The organism is Streptomyces africanus (genome assembly GCF_030816955.1).
In the GTDB taxonomy this organism is placed as follows: domain Bacteria; phylum Actinomycetota; class Actinomycetes; order Streptomycetales; family Streptomycetaceae; genus Streptomyces; species Streptomyces africanus.
Genome location: NZ_JAUSYP010000001.1, coordinates 4,424,828 through 4,439,696, shown reverse-complemented (window position 1 = coordinate 4,439,696; position 14,869 = coordinate 4,424,828). Strand labels below are relative to the sequence as shown.

Here is a 14,869-nt window from a genome sequence, read left to right as displayed (position 1 = left end):
CCTCCCACTGGCAACCGCCACCACCTGCCCGTGCACCGACCGCCGAGGGGTCCCGTTCCGTGAGTCTGCATCCCACCCTCCAGCCCTACGCCGACGCCTGGACCCACTCCATCGAAGCGATATCCGAGCTGCTCCAGCCGCTCGCGGAGGCCGAGTGGAACCGGCGGACGCCGTGCCCCGGGTGGTCGGTGCGGGACGTGGTCTCCCATGTCATCGGCCTGGACTGCGAGATGCTGGGCGACCCGCGCCCCATCCACACGCTGCCGCGCGACCTGTTCCACGTGACGAACGACCACCAGCGCTACATGGAGATGCAGGTCGACGTCCGCCGTCACCACACGGCACCGGAGATGACCTCCGAGCTGGAGTACGTGGTCATCCGCCGCAACCGCCAGCTGCGCAACGAGTCGCGCGACCCGGGCACGAAGGTGCGCGGCCCGCTCGGCACGGAGCTGACCCTGGAGGAGTCCATGCGCCGGCACGCCTTCGACGTGTGGGTGCACGAGCAGGACCTGCGCACGGCCCTCGGCCGGCCCGGCAACCTCGACTCCCCCGGCGCGCACGTCGCCCGCGACGTGCTCCTCGGCGAACTCCCGCGCGTGGTCGCCGAGGACGCGCAGGCACCGCGCAGCTCGGCCGTCGTCTTCGACGTCCACGGCCCCGTCGAGTTCCTGCGCACGATCCGCGTCGACATCCAGGGCCGCGGCACCCTCGAAACGGCCCCCGCCCTCGGCCCCGCCGCCACGCTCACCCTCGACTGGGAGACGTACGTCCGCCTGGCCTGCGGCCGCGTGACACCGGAGTCGGTCTCCGACCGCCTGAAGACGGAGGGCGACCCGGACCTGACGACGGCGATCCTGAGGAACTTCACGGTGACGAATTGACGTGCTCCCTGGCCTGAAGTCCAGGGATTCCGGCCTGGCTCGGCTGACCCTTCCGGGGGCTTCCTGCTTCACCGCGCTGTGCGGGCACGTGTGCCCGTCTTACCGGCGCTCCACGGGCGTTTAGCGTCTCCGCCCGTCCGGCGGCGACGATACGACGTCCTTCGAAAAGGACGTTGCGAGCTGCGTTGTGATCACGGTCATGCACGGTGCCGCATCCGCCGCACGTCCACTGCCGAACGTGTAGTGGCTTGGGGCCGTCCCGGAACCCGCAGGCCGAGCAGACCTGAGAGGACGGGAAGGCCCGACCCACCTTGGCGAAGGTGCGGCCGTGCTTGACCGCTTTGTATTCCAGCATGCCGACGAATGCGGACCATCCCGCGTCGTGCACGGACTTGGCGAGCCGGGTGCGGCCGAGGCCCGACACCGCGAGGTCTTCCACATACACCGCTTGGTTGTCGCGAATGATCCGCGTGGAAGCCTTGTGGTGCCAGTCCCGGCGCCGGTTGGCCACCTTGGCGTGCTGGCGTGCGATCTTGATGCGGGCCTTGGCTCGGTTCTTCGAACCCTTGACTTTTCGGGACAGCTCCCGCCCGAGGCGCCTGAGTTTCTTCTCAGCCCGGCGCAGGAAACGAGGGCTGTCAGTCTTCCGCCCGTCGGACAGGACAGCGAAGGCGGACAACCCCAGGTCGATCCCGGCATCGGTCTCGACCTCGGGCCGGTAACCGGCGGGACCACTTGACCTTGAGGTTGCCGACCTTGGCCACATACACCGTGCCGTCGCCCTGTAAGGAGAAGGCGCTGGTGGTGAGGCGGATCGACTGCCGGGTGTCCTTCTTCGACTTGTAGCGGGGCGGCCCGACCTTCCGGCCCTGCCGCTTGCCCTTGAGACTGTCGAAAAAGTTCTTGTAGGCGGCGTCCAGGTCCCGCAGGGACTGCTGCAGGGCGACCGCTGACACGTCGGCCAGCCAGGCCCGTTCCTCGGTGCGCTTGGCCTGGGTGATGCGCATCCTGGACAAACGGTATGGATGCTCCGTAGCCGCTCGCGGTGAAAGATCACATACAACTGGAATTGCACACGATGTGAGCAGGTGTGTTCGAATTCTTCAAGCGGAGAAGGAGGCTCGGGGGAGGGGGCGCAGCGGCACCCCGCCGCGCCGAGCTGCGCACCCACCCGGCCCCGGCACCAGCGGACAGTGCGGAGAAAACCCCATGCCGCCCACCCACCGCCCCACGTACCGTCCCTGCGCATGACAATCCCGCCCCGCCACACCCGCCTCACCTTCCACGGCCCCCTGTCCGAAGCACGGGCCGACCAGCTCGTGACGCGCCTGACCGCCAACACCCCCGCAACCGTCCTGGACATCGGCTGCGGCTGGGGCGAGCTCATGCTCCGCATCCTCGCCGCCACCCCGGAGGCCACCGGCACGGGCATCGACATCAACACCGACGACCTGGCCCGCGGCCGGAAGGCAGCAGAGACACGAGGCCTGACGACCCGAGTCCGTTTCCTCGAAGAGTCCGCCACCGACACCCCCCACGGCCCCGCCGACCTCGTCCTGTGCGTAGGCGCAAGCCAAGCCCTCGGCAAGAAACTGCCCCAGGCCCTCGGCGAACTGCGCAGGCTCGTCACCGACCACGGCCGCGTCCTCCTCGGCGAGGGCTTCTGGCACCGCACCCCGACCGATGCCGAGCTGGCCCGCATGTGGCCGGACGCGAAGGCCGACGACCACCCCGACCTCGCCACCCTCGTCGGCCTGGCCGTCAACGCGGGGTTCCGGCCGGAGTGGACGGAGACCGCGAGCCTCGACGAATGGGAGGAGTTCGAGTCGGCGTACCTCGCGGACACCGAGGTGTGGCTCGCCCGGCACCCCGGCCACCCCCTGGCCGCCGAGACCCGGGAGCGCGCCGACCGGCACCGAGCCGCCTGGCTCACCTACCGCGGCGTCCTCGGGCTCGCGTACCTCACCCTCGTTCCAGCGGCGGCCCATTGACCTAGGCCGGCACGTGCACCATCTCCACCCGGCTCGCCACCAGCCGCTCCCGCTCACGCCGGGCCGCCTGCTTGCGCAGCCGCAGGATCTGCGTGACCCCGAGCGCCTGGAGGACGAACACCGCCGAGAAGGCCACGGTGTAGTCGTCGCCGGTGGCGTCCAGCAGCACCCCGACCGCGAACAGCGTGGTCATGGAGGCCACGAAGCCGCCCATGTTGGTGATGCCGGAGGCCGTGCCCTGCCGCTCGGGCGGGTTCGCCGGGCGGGCGAAGTCGAAGCCGAGCATCGACGCGGGCCCGCATGCCCCGAGCACCGTGCACAGCACGATCAGCAGCCACATCGGGGCGTGCGGGCCGGGGTAGGCCAGCGTCGCCGCCCACAGGGCCGCCGTCGTCCCGACCGTGCCGAGCGCGAGCGGCAGCCGCGCCCCGTGGTGCCGGGCGACGATCTGCCCGTAGACCAGGCCGACGACCATGTTCGACAGCACGACCAGGGTGAGGAGTTCGCCGGCCGTGGCCCGGGACAGGCCCTGTGCCTCGACGAGGAACGGCAGGCCCCACAGCAGCAGGAACACCATCGCCGGGAACTGGGTCGTGAAGTGCACCCACAGTCCGAGCCGCGTCCCCGGCTCCCGCCAGGCGGCGGCGATCTGCCGCCGTACGTAGGCCGCGCCCTGGTGCGGGAGCGGCTCCGGCTCGTGGCCCTCCGGGTGGTCCTTGAGGAACAGCAGCACCAGGACGAACACCACGGCCCCGGCGACCGCGCTGCCCGCGAAGGCCGGCGTCCAGCCGACGCCGTGCAGCAGCCGGGCCAGGACGAGCGTGGAGACGAGGTTGCCCGCCATGCCCACGAGCCCGGCGAACTGGGCGACGAGCGGCCCGCGCCGGGCCGGGAACCACCGCGTGCCGAGCCGCAGCACGCTGATGAACGTCAGCGCGTCACCGCAGCCGAGCAGCGCCCGGGAGGCGAGCGCCGTGCCGTACGACGGGGAGAACGCGAAGCCCAGCTGACCGGCCGTGAACAGCACCGCCCCGAGGGCCAGCACCTTCTTGGTGCCGAGCCGGTCGACGAGCAGGCCGACGGGTATCTGCATGCCCGCGTAGACCAGCAACTGGAGGATGGAGAAGGTGGACAGGGCGGAGGCGTTGACGTGGAAGCGGTCGGCCGCGTCGAGGCCGGCGACGCCCAGGGACGTGCGGAAGATGACCGCGACGAAGTAGACCGAGACGCCGATGCCCCAGACGGCCAGCGCGCGCCGGCCGCCGGGCGGATCGCCCGGCAGCGTCGTGCTGGTCATCGGACCTCCCCCCGGGCCAGGTGCGAGAACCAGCCGACGTGCCGGTGGACCAGCCCGACGGCCGCCTCGGCGTCCCCGGCGCGCAGCGCGTCGAGGATCTCCTCGTGCTCGGCGAGGGTCTTGGCGATCCGGTCGGGGTGGGAGTGCATGACGGCGACGCCCATCCGCAGCTGACGGTCGCGCAGCTGGTCGTAGAGCCGGGAGAGGATCTCATTGCCGCCGCTGCGGACGATCTCGGCGTGGAAGCAGCGGTCGGTGACGGCGGCCCCGGCGAGGTCTCCGGCGGCGGCCTGCTTCTTCTGCCGGGCCAGCAGCTCCTCCAGGCGCTCGATGAGCCCGGCGGGCGCGGGCACGGCCTTGCGCGCCGCGTGCTCCTCGACGAGCAGCCGCGTCTCGACGACGTCGGCGATCTCCTGCGCGGAGACCGGCAGGACGAGGGCGCCCTTCTTCGGGTAGAGCCGGATCAGCCCCTCGGCCTCCAGCCGGAGCAGCGCCTCGCGCACCGGCGTGCGCGAAACCCCGACGGCCTCGGCCAGCTCGCCCTCCGTGAGCAGGGTCCCGCCCTCGTAACGACGCTCCAGCACGCCCTGCTTGACGTGGGTGTAGACGCGGTCGGCGGCGGGGGGTTGCTTCACGGCCAAGGTCATGCCGACAGCATAGATACAACAGGGACGCATGAAGGAATTCGTCCAGAATGCGGACCTGAATGTCACACGTCTGTGGCAAACAGGGGGTCCCACTCGGCAAGGGCACAACCACGTGTGCTAGTTACGAGTCAGACACGTGCGGCCCCTTTCCCCTCGTCCTCAACTTGGCCGCACCGTTGGGGCATTCGACGCAATCGGGGTACTTCACTTGATAACCGGCATTAAGGGCACCCGTCTCCGCAGAGCTGCGGCTGTCGCCGTGACCACCGGCGCCATGCTCGCGACCGGAGCCCTCACCGTCGCGCCGGCGCAGGCCGCCACGGCGCCCACGATCGCCGCCAAGGGCGGCTACGTGATGAACAACGCGACCGGCAAGTCGCTCTACACCAAGGCTGCCGACACGCGCCGCTCCACCGGCTCGACCACCAAGATCATGACGGCCCTGGTGGTGCTGAAGCAGCCGAAGCTCAACCTGGACAGCAAGGTCACGATCCAGAAGGCGTACAGCGACTACATCGTCGACAACAACTGGGCGTCGAACGCCAAGCTGATCGTCGGTGACAAGGTCACGGTCCGCCAGCTGCTGTACGGGCTGATGCTGCCGTCCGGCTGCGACGCGGCGTACGCGCTCGCCGACAAGTTCGGCTCGGGCTCGACGCGGGCGGCGCGCGTGAAGTCGTTCATCGGCAAGATGAACACCACCGCCAAGGACCTGGGTCTGAAGAACACCCACTTCGACTCGTTCGACGGCATCGGCAAGGGCGCCAACTACTCGACACCGCGCGACCTGACGAAGCTCGCCAGCAGCGCGATGAAGAACTCCACGTTCCGCACGGTCGTCAAGACGAAGAAGTACACGGCGAAGACGACCACGAAGTCCGGCGGCACGCGGACGATGGCCCCGTGGGAGAACACCAACCCGCTGCTGAGCAGCTACACCGGCGCGATCGGTGTGAAGACCGGCTCCGGCCCGGAGGCCGGGTTCTGCCTGGTCTTCGCCGCCACCCGCAACGGCAAGACGGTCATCGGCACGGTCCTCGCGTCGACCGACAAGACCGCGCGGAAGACGGACGCCACGAAGCTGATGAACTACGGCTTCGCGAAGTAGCGGCAAGCAGGACCGGCACCACGAAGGGGGCTCACCGCCGATGGCGGTGAGCCCCCTTTCGCTCGTCACGCGGCGGCGCGCTGACGGCGCTCCAGCGCCCGGGCCGCCTTGCGCCGGCCGCCGGCCAGCACGTTCACCGGGGCGCCCGCACCGGCTCCCGGCTCCAGCTGCCAGCCCCGGATCCGCGCCGCGACCTCGGCCAGCCGCTTGTCGCCGGGCCGTACGTCGATGGAGAACAGGGACTCGTCGGGCGTGGCGTCGTCGCCGCCCCAGCGGACGACGCCGTCGAGCTCGGCGAGGATGTCGCGGATCACGACCTCCTGCTGCGGGAAGAAGCCGCCCCGGACGCCGCGCGGGTAGGAGCCCGGCCGGATCCGCACCGCCGTGCCGGACGCCAGGTTGGACTCCGGCCTGCCCTTGCCGACGCCGGACGGGTCGTGCCAGCCGGCGACGTCGCCCCGGCGCAGGGTGTCGACCTCGTAGTGGAACCGGCGCACCAGGTGGACGAGGACGGCCTCCACGTCGCCCATGCGCACGGCGATGCCCTTGAGCGGGGTGCCGGGCACGGGACGGGTGTAGACGGTGCCGCCGTCGTCCGCGACGTTCTCCATCTCCCAGCCGTTGTGGGAGCGCGAACCGGCCAGCACGCGCCGGGTCCGGTCCTGCGCGCTGCGCAGGGCGTCCCGCACGCGGCCCGGGATGGGGTTGTGCGCGTCGGCGTACGCCTGGGACAGGAAGTGCGAGACGGGCAGGGCGGCGACGCCCACGGCGCCGCCGACGGCGGCGATACGGCCGAGCAGGGCGCGGCGAGACAGGCCGCGGCGGTGCGCGGCTGCCGGTCCGGGCCGTCTGCGGGCGCGACGGGGTAGGTGGGGGAGGTTGAGGTTCAACGGGCTCTCATTCCAGCGATTCACGCGTTGCGGCGACGCTTCACGCGTTGCGGGCGATGCTGTTGTACTTCTCGAAGATCTGGTAGACGGCCAGGCTCTGGTGCGTCTGCGCCTCCACGTCGGGGTCCCAGGCCCGGTAGCGGCGCAACAGCTCGGTGATCTCGAACTCGGCGAGGTCCAGGCGCATGGACCGCGGGGTGGTGACGCGGTCGCCGGGGGGCAGTTGGCCGCCGGGCCTGCCCCGGGTGCCCCACAGGTGGACCAGGGCCGCGGTGCGCACGCTGAAGGCGTTGTCCTTGCTCAGCTGCTGCCACACCGACCAGAGGTCGGCGTCCTTGGCCGGGTCGCGACGGTCGCCGGTGGTGAAACCCCAGCCGATGCAGTGGTTCCAGGCCTGGATGGCGTCGGCGCCGCTGATCTGCCCGATGCCGGTGTGCGAGTCCCTGACCTGGCCGGAGCCGGTTTGGTGGTGGTCGGCGACCTGCTGGTCGGTGGCCTGGTCGGCGAGGCTGTAGTCGCGCAGGGCCCAGTAGACGGCCGTCTGGATCAGCGCCTTGCGCATCGTGTACGTGTGCGACAGCTCGGTGATCAGCCCGTCCTGGTCCTGGATCACCTCGACGGCCTGGGCGTTGGTGCAGAGCCGCGCGTCGCTGCCGACGCCGCCCAGGTCCGGGCGCCCGATCGACCGCATGTAGCGCGCGAGGTCGGCCCGCAGCGCCGGCACCTGGCTCTCGTCGAGGGCGACGTCCCGGGCGGCCGGCCGCGGCCGGTCGAAGGAGCCCTGCCCGGTGTCACGGCCCGAGGCGATGTCGACGTCGACCTCCAGCTGCCCGTCGCCCGAGCCGAGGGTGCGGATGACGAACTGGTCGTAGGCCCAGTCCTTCGGCAGCGGGCGCCCGGCGTTGCCGTCGAAGCCCGGGGACATGTCGGCGACGAAGCTCGCCGTCGAGTAGCCGGCCGAGCCGACCTGCGCGCAGACGTTGCGGGAGCCGTAGACGCCGATCTCGTACGGGTGGCCGGAGTCCGCCATCGCCTCCTTGATGCCCTTGAAGTGAGGCAGGACGCTCGCGGTGATCTCGGTGTCGATCGCGTCGAAGTCGACGGCGAAGAAGATCCGGGTGCCCCTCTTGAAGCCGTGGTCGAGGGCGGCGTTGACCGCCGCGTACCCGGCCGTCCGCCCGGCGACGTAGTCGAAGTCCGAGGCGTCGTTGTTGACGGTCTGGTAGATCGGGAAGCAGCGCAGGCCCTGCTGGGCGAAGACCTGCAACTCGCCCGGCTGGATGGCCTTCTCCGGCAGGGACGTGGCGCTCGGGTTGGTGAGGTAGCGGCCGACGTGAGTGATCCCGGCGGCCTTGAGGGCCGCCGCCCGGGCCGGGGTGACCTTGGCGATGGTGTCGCAGGCCTTGCCCTGGCGCGACTGGTCGCCATAGGACGCCAGGAGCGAGGCGAAGGTCGCGAAGTCGCCCTCGCCCGTGGCCGGGAGAGCGACGAAGGTCTGGAAGGACCGGACGGCCGCGGCGAGGTAGGAGTCGAAGGTGTCGGTGAGGGCGACGGGCCGCCGGTTCACGACCATCCCGGCGGAGAACAACTGCACGTGGACGCCCTGGTCGCCCTGCCGCACGGGGTGCGCCTTCAGGGCGGACTGGGTGCCGGGCCCGAAGTTGCCGTTGGCGGTGCCGTCGGCCATGCCGAGCTCGTACTGCGTGCCGAAGACCAGCGCCCGGGCCAGGTCCCGGGAGACGCGCCCGTCGCAGGCGACGGCGAAGAAGTCCTGCCGGTTCAGGTAGCGCCCGTTGAGCCACTGCTGCACCTCGCGGACCTGGCGGGTGCCGGAGGGGCCGAGGACGTACGAGTCCATCGTCAGGAGCGCCTTGAACACCTTGGGCGTCAGATCGGCGCCGGGGAAGGCCTGTTCGACGCCCATGTCGGTCTTGAGCTTCGTGACGGCGGCCCGGACCCGCTCGCCGTACGTGCCGTCCAGGTCGCCGCCGTCGTAGCCCTTGCAGTACAGGCCGGACTGGACGATGCGGCAGAAGTCGGGGGAGGGGACGGTGTCCGCGTTGAGCTTGGGGTACTTGGCGGTCAGCGCCGAGAGGGTGCCGGGCCCGAAGTTGTCGGACAGTGCCGTGATGCCCAGCTCGTACTGGAGGGCACGGGTCAGGGCGTAGAGGGTCGCCCAGTCGGTCTCGCCGGTTTCCTCCACGGTGGTACCGATACGGCTGCCGTAGACGGAGTTCACGAATCTCTGGGCCCTGAGCACCATGGGGTCGCGCATGAAGAGTGATCGTATGTCCGGCTAAACCGCTTACTGTGGGGTACTTGGGCGGGTCTGCGGAGCTTCTTGTGCTCTTCGGCGTACCGCTGGTTCACCCTGCGGGCGGACGCGGGCGGCCCCCCGCCCGTGGGCAGGGGGCCGCCTCGGCCGGTTCACGACCAGGTGATCAGGCGCTTCGGCTGCTCCAGGATCGCCGCCACGTCCGCCAGGACCTTCGAGCCCAGCTCCCCGTCGACCAGGCGGTGGTCGAACGACAGGGCCAGCGTGGTGACCTGACGGGGCTTCACCTTGCCCTTGTGGACCCACGGCTGGAGCTTGATCGCACCGACCGCGAGGATCGCGGACTCGCCGGGGTTGAGGATCGGCGTGCCCGTGTCGACACCGAAGACGCCGACGTTGGTGATCGTCACCGTGCCGCCCTGCATGGCCGCCGGGGACGTCTTGCCGTCCCTGGCGGTCGACACCAGTTCGCCCAGCGACTCGGCCAGCTGCGGCAGCGTCTTGGCGTGGGCGTCCTTGATGTTCGGCACGATCAGGCCGCGCGGGGTCGCCGCCGCGATGCCCAGGTTCACGTAGTGCTTGACCACGATCTCCTGGGCGGCCTCGTCCCAGGAGGCGTTGATGTCCGGGTTCCGCTTGATCGCGACGAGCAGCGCCTTGGCGATCAGCAGGAGGGGGTTCACGCGCAGGCCCGCGAACTCCTTGTCCTCCTTCAGCTCCTCGACGAGCTTCATCGTGCGCGTCACGTCGACGGTCACGAACTCCGTGACATGCGGCGCGGTGAACGCCGAGCCGACCATCGCCGCCGCCGTCGCCTTGCGGACGCCCTTGATCGGGACACGGGTCTCACGCGTGGTGTCGTACGACACCGCTGCCGGCGCGGGGGCCGGGGCGGTGGCCACGGGGGCCTCCGGCTGCGCGGTCTGCTGTCCGGGCACCGCCGCGTGCACGTCCTCGCGGGTGATGATGCCGTCCGGGCCGGTCGGGACGACCGTCGTCAGATCGACGCCCAGGTCCTTGGCCAGCTTGCGGACCGGAGGCTTGGCGAGAGGGCGTTCCCGGCCGGCGGGGGCGGCCGGGGGCGCCGCCCCGTGGCCGTTCAGCTCCGTCTGGATCGCTGTCGAGGCCTGCTGGACGGGGACCTCGGGGCCCTTGCGCGGGCGACGGCGGGTGGACGATGCCGCCACCCCGTAGCCGACCAGGACCGGCTGGCGGCCGGAGCCCTGCGCCTTCGGCTCCTCGGCGGGCGAGGGCGCCGCGGGCTGCTCGGCGGCGGGCGCGGGCTGCTCGGTATCGGGGGCGGTGCCTCCGCTCACGTCCACCGCGATGATCGCCGTGCCCACGTCGACCGTGGTGCCCTCCGGGAAGTGCAGCTCCCGGACCACGCCGTCGTACGGGATGGGCAGCTCGACGGCCGCCTTCGCCGTCTCGACCTCGCACACCACCTGGCCGTCCGTGACCGTGTCGCCGGGCTGGACGAACCACTTGAGGATCTCCGCCTCGGTGAGTCCCTCGCCCACGTCGGGCATCTTGAACTCGCGTACGGACGCTTCCGTCATCGTCGTCACGACCCTCTCCTCAGTACGCCAGCGAGCGGTCGACGGCATCCAGCACCCGGTCCAGGTTCGGCAGATACTCCTCCTCCAGGCGGGCCGGCGGGTACGGCGCGTGGTAGCCGCCGACCCGGAGCACCGGGGCCTCCAGGTGGTAGAAGCAGCGCTCCGTGATCCGCGCGGCGATCTCGGCGCCCGAGCCGAAGAACACCGGTGCCTCGTGGACGACGACCAGGCGGCGCGTCTTCTCCACCGACGCCTGGATCGAGTCGAAGTCGATCGGGGAGACCGAGCGCAGGTCGAGGACCTCCAGGTTCCTGCCCTCCTCGGCGGCCGCGTCGGCGACCTCCTGGCAGAGCTTCACCATCGGGCCGTAGGCGGCGAGGGTGAGGTCGGTGCCCTCGCGGACCACCTGGGCCTTGTGCAACGGGCCCGGGATCGCCTCCGGGTTGACCTCGCCCTTGTCCCAGTAGCGGCGCTTGGGCTCGAAGAAGATCACCGGGTCGTCGCTCTGGATGGCCTGCTGCATCATCCAGTACGCGTCCGACGCGTTCGAGGGGCTGACCACCTTCAGGCCCGCCACGTGCGCGAACAGCGACTCGGGGGACTCCGAGTGGTGCTCCACCGCGCCGATGCCGCCGCCGTAGGGGATGCGCACGACGACCGGGAGCTTGACCTTGCCCAGCGAGCGGGCGTGCATCTTGGCGAGCTGCGTGACGATCTGGTCGTAGGCCGGGAAGACGAAGCCGTCGAACTGGATCTCCACGACCGGGCGGTAGCCGCGCAGGGCCAGGCCGATCGCCGTGCCGACGATGCCCGACTCGGCCAGCGGGGTGTCGATGACGCGGCTCTCGCCGAAGTCCTTCTGGAGGCCGTCCGTCACACGGAACACACCGCCGAGCTTGCCGACGTCCTCGCCCATGATCAGGACCTTGGGGTCGGAGTCCAGGGCGCGGCGCAGCGACTCGTTGATCGCCTTGGCCAGGGCCATCTTGTCGGCCATCTCAGTTACCCCCCTCGTCGGCGAACGACGCCTGGTACGCGGCGAACTGGGCACGCTCCTCGTCGACGAGCGCGTGTCCGTCCGCGTAGGCGTTCTCGAAGATGGCGAAGTGGTCCGGGTCCGGCATGGCACGGACCGCCTCGCGCACTCGTTTGCCCAACGCCTCGGACTCGGCCTCCAGTTCCGCGAAGAATCCCTCGTCCGCGTGGTTTGAGGCCTCCAGATAGCGGCGAAGGCGCAGGATCGGGTCCTTGGCCTCCCAGGCCTGGCGCTCCTCGTCGCCCCGGTACCGGGTCGGGTCGTCGGAGGTGGTGTGGGCGCCCATGCGGTAGGTGAACGCCTCGACGAGGGTCGGGCCCTCGCCGGCGCGGGCCCGCTCCAGGGCCCACCGGGTGACCGCGAGGCAGCCGAGCACGTCGTTGCCGTCCACGCGGACGCCCGGGAAGCCGAAGCCCTGCGCGCGCTGGTAGATCGGCACGCGGGACTGCTTCTCGGTCGGCTCGGAGATGGCCCACTGGTTGTTCTGGCAGAAGAACACGACGGGGGCGTTGTAGACCGCGGAGAAGGTGAACGATTCGGCCACGTCGCCCTGGCTGGAGGCGCCGTCGCCGAAGTAGGCGATCACCGCGCTGTCCGCGCCGTCCTTGGCGATGCCCATGGCGTAGCCGGTGGCGTGCAGCGTCTGGGAGCCGATGACGATCGTGTAGAGCTGGAAGTTGTTGCCGTTCGGGTCCCAGCCGCCGTTGTTCACGCCGCGGAACATGCCGAGCAGGTTGGTCGGGTCCACGCCCCGGCACCAGGCGACACCGTGCTCGCGGTAGGTGGGGAAGACGTAGTCGTCGTCGCGCAGGGCCCGGCCGGAGCCGATCTGGGCGGCCTCCTGGCCGAGCAGCGAGGCCCACAGGCCCAGCTCGCCCTGGCGCTGCAGGGAGGTCGCCTCGGCGTCGAAGCGGCGGGTGAGCACCATGTCGCGGTACAGGCCGCGGAGCTCTTCCGGGGTGACACCGGCGACGTACTTGTCGTACTCGGCGTTCTTGACCCGCTTGCCCTCGGGCGTCAGCAGCTGCACGAGCTGGGGCTCGGCGCCGGCGTCCTTCTTGGCGGTCGTGCGGGTGGTGCGCTTGGTGCCGGTGGTGCCGGCCTTGCTTCCGGCGCTGCGTCGCGGTGTGCGCGCGGCAGTGCTCTCCACGGTCACGTGTGCTCCTCCGTCGGTCCGGCCCCCGGGGTTGCCGGTAGGCCAGTGCGGCTCACCTGTTCTCGACCACCGGGCACGGGGTGGGTGCCACTCGGCCGGGAACAGGCGTGACAGGTGCCCCGGCGAGCGCCCTGCAAAGGGCACGTTACCCAGTGCATCACATTTCTGTGAAACCCCCTCTGACCTGCGATTTTGCTTGGATATCCAAGTAAATCGGGAAGGTGTGGAAGGGGCCCTGGTCACAGCCTTGCAGGAGGCCGGAGCAACCGCACGTTAACCCGGTGACCCACGTCACGGGAAGAGTCCACTTTCCGGCGCGGCGAAACGGCACGCGCGCGTGGAGCCCGTTTCCGGGTCCCACGCGCGCGTGGATCATCCGTTTCGTCCCGGCGTTCCCCTTCGGGGAGCCGGCGTCGGGTCAGCCGCCGTCGCCGCCCGCGCCGCCTCCGACGACACCGGTCGCGCCGCCCGCGTCGGTGCCGCCCGTGTCGTCCGGCGGCGTCGCCGGGTCCGAGGGCTCCGAGTCCGTGGGCTCGTCGGTCGGCTCCTGGGTGGTGGGCTGGCCCGTCGGCTGGCCGGTGGGCGTCTGGGGAGCGCTCTGCGACGGCGTGTAGGAGGGGGTGTACGACGGCGTCCACTGGCCGCCGCCGGAGCTCGTGCCGGTGCCGTCGTCCGTGGACGTGTCGGTCGGCTCGTCGGTCGGCTCGTCGCTCGGCGTCTCGCTGGGCGTCTTCTTCTCGGTCGTCTGCGAGGTGGTCGGCGACTGCTTGGTGCCGGGCCCCTTCGTGTCACCGCCGGTGTTCTGCAGCGCCAGGGCGACACCCGCCGCGACGGCGATCACCGCGAGCACGGCGAGGATCCACAGCTTGCCGCGGCCGCCGCCCTTGTTGCCGTGGCCCTCGAAGCCGCCGTCGTCCCCGCCGCCGTAGCCGGCGGGCAGGATCGGCGACGGGATCTGCGCGGTGCCGGAGGCGTCCCCGGGGTGGCCCATCACGGCCGTACTGGCGAAGCCGCCCGACGGGGTGTGGCGGCCCTCGTGCATGTCGACCGGGCCGGTGTTCCAGGTGCCGGTGTGGCCGCCCTGGTCGTAGAGCATCTGGAGCGCGTACTGGACCAGCCCGCGCATCTCCTCGGCCGTCTGGAAACGGTCGTCCGGCTCCTTGGCGAGGGAGCGCATGACCAGGCCGTCGAGCTCGGGCGGGCAGGCGTCGGAGGCCTCGGAGGGAGGCGTCGGGATGTCCTGGACGTGCTGGTAGACCACCGACAGCGGGGTCTCGCCGGTGAACGGCGGGCGCAGCGAGAGCAGTTCGTAGAGCAGACAGCCCGTCGCGTACAGGTCGGAACGGTGGTCGACGGCCTTGCCGAGCGCCTGCTCGGGCGACAGGTACTGCGGGGTGCCCATGACCATGCCGGTCTGCGTCATCGTGGACTGCGCGCCGTGCAGGGCGCGGGCGATGCCGAAGTCCATCACCTTCACGGCGCCGTTGTGCGTGATGATGACGTTCGCCGGCTTGATGTCGCGGTGCACGATGCCGTGCTGATGCGAATAGGCGAGCGCCTCCAGGACGCCCGAGACGATGATCAGGGCCTGCTCCGGGCCCGGCGCCTCGGCGTTCAGCAGCAGGTCGCGGATCGTGCGGCCCTCGACCAGCTCCATGACGATGTAGGGCACGGACTGGCCGCCGACGACGTCCTCGCCGGAGTCGTACACGGCGACGATCGCGTGGTGGTTGAGACCGGCGACCGACTGGGCCTCGCGCGTGAAGCGCGCCTTGGACACCGGGTCCTCGGCGAGGTCGGAACGGAGCAGCTTGACAGCGACGGTGCGCCCGAGGCGGACGTCCTCGGCGGCGAACACCTCGGCCATGCCGCCCCGGCCGAGTCTGTGGGTCAGCCGGTACCGGCCGTCCCCGACCAGCCCGCCGTTCCCCCAGGACTCCGGCGCGTCCGACATGCCGCCGCCAGTCGCCTCGGGTTCGGACGGGCCCTGAGCGCGCTGCTGCTGTGCCATCAGTCCTCGCCGTCG

The 14,869-nt window shown here is 70.9% G+C and carries 13 protein-coding genes; 3 read left to right on the top strand and 10 right to left on the bottom strand.

Features of this window, described 5'->3' with window-relative positions; genetic code table 11:
• The first annotated feature begins 59 nt into the window (after positions 1-59).
• On the top strand, positions 60-884 hold the full coding sequence (locus QF034_RS20625; protein WP_307176342.1) for a maleylpyruvate isomerase family mycothiol-dependent enzyme: 825 nt from the start codon (positions 60-62) through the stop codon (positions 882-884).
• Here the strand turns inward: QF034_RS20625 and QF034_RS20620 are convergent.
• Both QF034_RS20620 and QF034_RS41790 read right to left on the bottom strand, forming a co-directional pair.
• Positions 868-1,563 carry an RNA-guided endonuclease TnpB family protein gene (locus tag QF034_RS20620; protein ID WP_503167794.1) on the bottom strand — a complete coding sequence of 232 codons (696 nt, stop codon included), beginning with the start codon at positions 1,561-1,563 and terminating at the stop codon, positions 868-870. The two genes, QF034_RS20625 and QF034_RS20620, sit on opposite strands and share 17 nt — an antisense overlap.
• The gene (locus QF034_RS41790) at positions 1,523-1,891 is read right to left on the bottom strand and encodes a hypothetical protein (protein WP_503167793.1); all 369 of its coding nucleotides are present in this window, start codon (positions 1,889-1,891) and stop codon (positions 1,523-1,525) included. The genes QF034_RS20620 and QF034_RS41790 overlap by 41 nt, the downstream gene beginning before the upstream one ends.
• A 240-nt stretch (positions 1,892-2,131) precedes the next feature.
• Here QF034_RS41790 and QF034_RS20615 point away from each other — a divergent pair, with 240 nt between their 5' ends.
• Positions 2,132-2,875, top strand: a complete 744-nt coding sequence (locus QF034_RS20615; protein ID WP_307176341.1) for a class I SAM-dependent methyltransferase — start codon at positions 2,132-2,134, stop codon at positions 2,873-2,875.
• A 1-nt stretch (position 2,876) separates the two neighbouring features.
• On the opposite strand, the gene QF034_RS20610 is transcribed toward QF034_RS20615, so the two are convergent.
• Complete coding sequence (locus QF034_RS20610; protein WP_307176340.1) at positions 2,877-4,172, bottom strand: MFS transporter; 1,296 nt, start codon at positions 4,170-4,172, stop codon at positions 2,877-2,879.
• Entirely contained in the window at positions 4,169-4,819 is a 651-nt protein-coding gene (locus QF034_RS20605) for a GntR family transcriptional regulator (RefSeq protein ID WP_184985938.1), read from the bottom strand. The genes QF034_RS20610 and QF034_RS20605 overlap by 4 nt, the downstream gene beginning before the upstream one ends.
• Before the next feature lie 208 nt (positions 4,820-5,027).
• On the opposite strand from QF034_RS20605, the gene QF034_RS20600 reads away from it, so the two are divergent.
• The gene (locus tag QF034_RS20600; RefSeq protein ID WP_307176339.1) at positions 5,028-5,927 is read left to right on the top strand and encodes a D-alanyl-D-alanine carboxypeptidase family protein; all 900 of its coding nucleotides are present in this window, start codon (positions 5,028-5,030) and stop codon (positions 5,925-5,927) included.
• Between the two features lie 65 nt (positions 5,928-5,992).
• Here QF034_RS20600 and QF034_RS20595 read toward each other — a convergent pair whose 3' ends face one another.
• The 6 genes from QF034_RS20595 to QF034_RS20570 all read right to left on the bottom strand — a co-directional run bounded on the left by QF034_RS20595 (position 5,993) and on the right by QF034_RS20570 (position 14,854).
• The gene (locus tag QF034_RS20595) at positions 5,993-6,817 is read right to left on the bottom strand and encodes a twin-arginine translocation signal domain-containing protein (protein WP_307176338.1); all 825 of its coding nucleotides are present in this window, start codon (positions 6,815-6,817) and stop codon (positions 5,993-5,995) included.
• A gap of 40 nt (positions 6,818-6,857) precedes the next feature.
• Positions 6,858-9,092 (bottom strand): glycoside hydrolase domain-containing protein, encoded by a 2,235-nt coding sequence (locus QF034_RS20590; protein ID WP_307176337.1) that lies wholly within the window; start codon positions 9,090-9,092, stop codon positions 6,858-6,860.
• Positions 9,093-9,244: 152 nt separating this feature from the next.
• The gene (locus tag QF034_RS20585) at positions 9,245-10,660 is read right to left on the bottom strand and encodes a dihydrolipoamide acetyltransferase family protein (RefSeq protein WP_307176336.1); all 1,416 of its coding nucleotides are present in this window, start codon (positions 10,658-10,660) and stop codon (positions 9,245-9,247) included.
• 10 nt (positions 10,661-10,670) lie between these two features.
• Positions 10,671-11,648, bottom strand: coding sequence for an alpha-ketoacid dehydrogenase subunit beta (locus QF034_RS20580; RefSeq protein WP_086562480.1), 978 nt, complete (start codon positions 11,646-11,648; stop codon positions 10,671-10,673).
• Position 11,649: 1 nt separating this feature from the next.
• Positions 11,650-12,843 (bottom strand): pyruvate dehydrogenase (acetyl-transferring) E1 component subunit alpha, encoded by a 1,194-nt coding sequence (gene pdhA / locus QF034_RS20575; protein ID WP_307176335.1) that lies wholly within the window; start codon positions 12,841-12,843, stop codon positions 11,650-11,652.
• Between the two features lie 418 nt (positions 12,844-13,261).
• On the bottom strand, positions 13,262-14,854 hold the full coding sequence (locus QF034_RS20570; RefSeq protein ID WP_307176334.1) for a protein kinase domain-containing protein: 1,593 nt from the start codon (positions 14,852-14,854) through the stop codon (positions 13,262-13,264).
• Between the last annotated feature and the right edge of the window lie 15 nt (positions 14,855-14,869).

Excerpts from the sequence above, each read along its gene's own strand:
- QF034_RS20605 (WP_184985938.1), bottom strand. The coding sequence starts at position 4,819 with ATGACCTTGGCCGTGAAGCAACCCCCCGCCGCCGACCGCGTCTACACC.
- QF034_RS20590 (WP_307176337.1), bottom strand. The coding sequence starts at position 9,092 with ATGCGCGACCCCATGGTGCTCAGGGCCCAGAGATTCGTGAACTCCGTC.
- QF034_RS20580 (WP_086562480.1), bottom strand. The coding sequence starts at position 11,648 with ATGGCCGACAAGATGGCCCTGGCCAAGGCGATCAACGAGTCGCTGCGC.
- QF034_RS41790 (WP_503167793.1), bottom strand. The coding sequence starts at position 1,891 with ATGCGCATCACCCAGGCCAAGCGCACCGAGGAACGGGCCTGGCTGGCC.
- QF034_RS20615 (WP_307176341.1), top strand. The coding sequence starts at position 2,132 with ATGACAATCCCGCCCCGCCACACCCGCCTCACCTTCCACGGCCCCCTG.
- QF034_RS20610 (WP_307176340.1), bottom strand. The coding sequence starts at position 4,172 with ATGACCAGCACGACGCTGCCGGGCGATCCGCCCGGCGGCCGGCGCGCG.
- QF034_RS20570 (WP_307176334.1), bottom strand. The coding sequence starts at position 14,854 with ATGGCACAGCAGCAGCGCGCTCAGGGCCCGTCCGAACCCGAGGCGACT.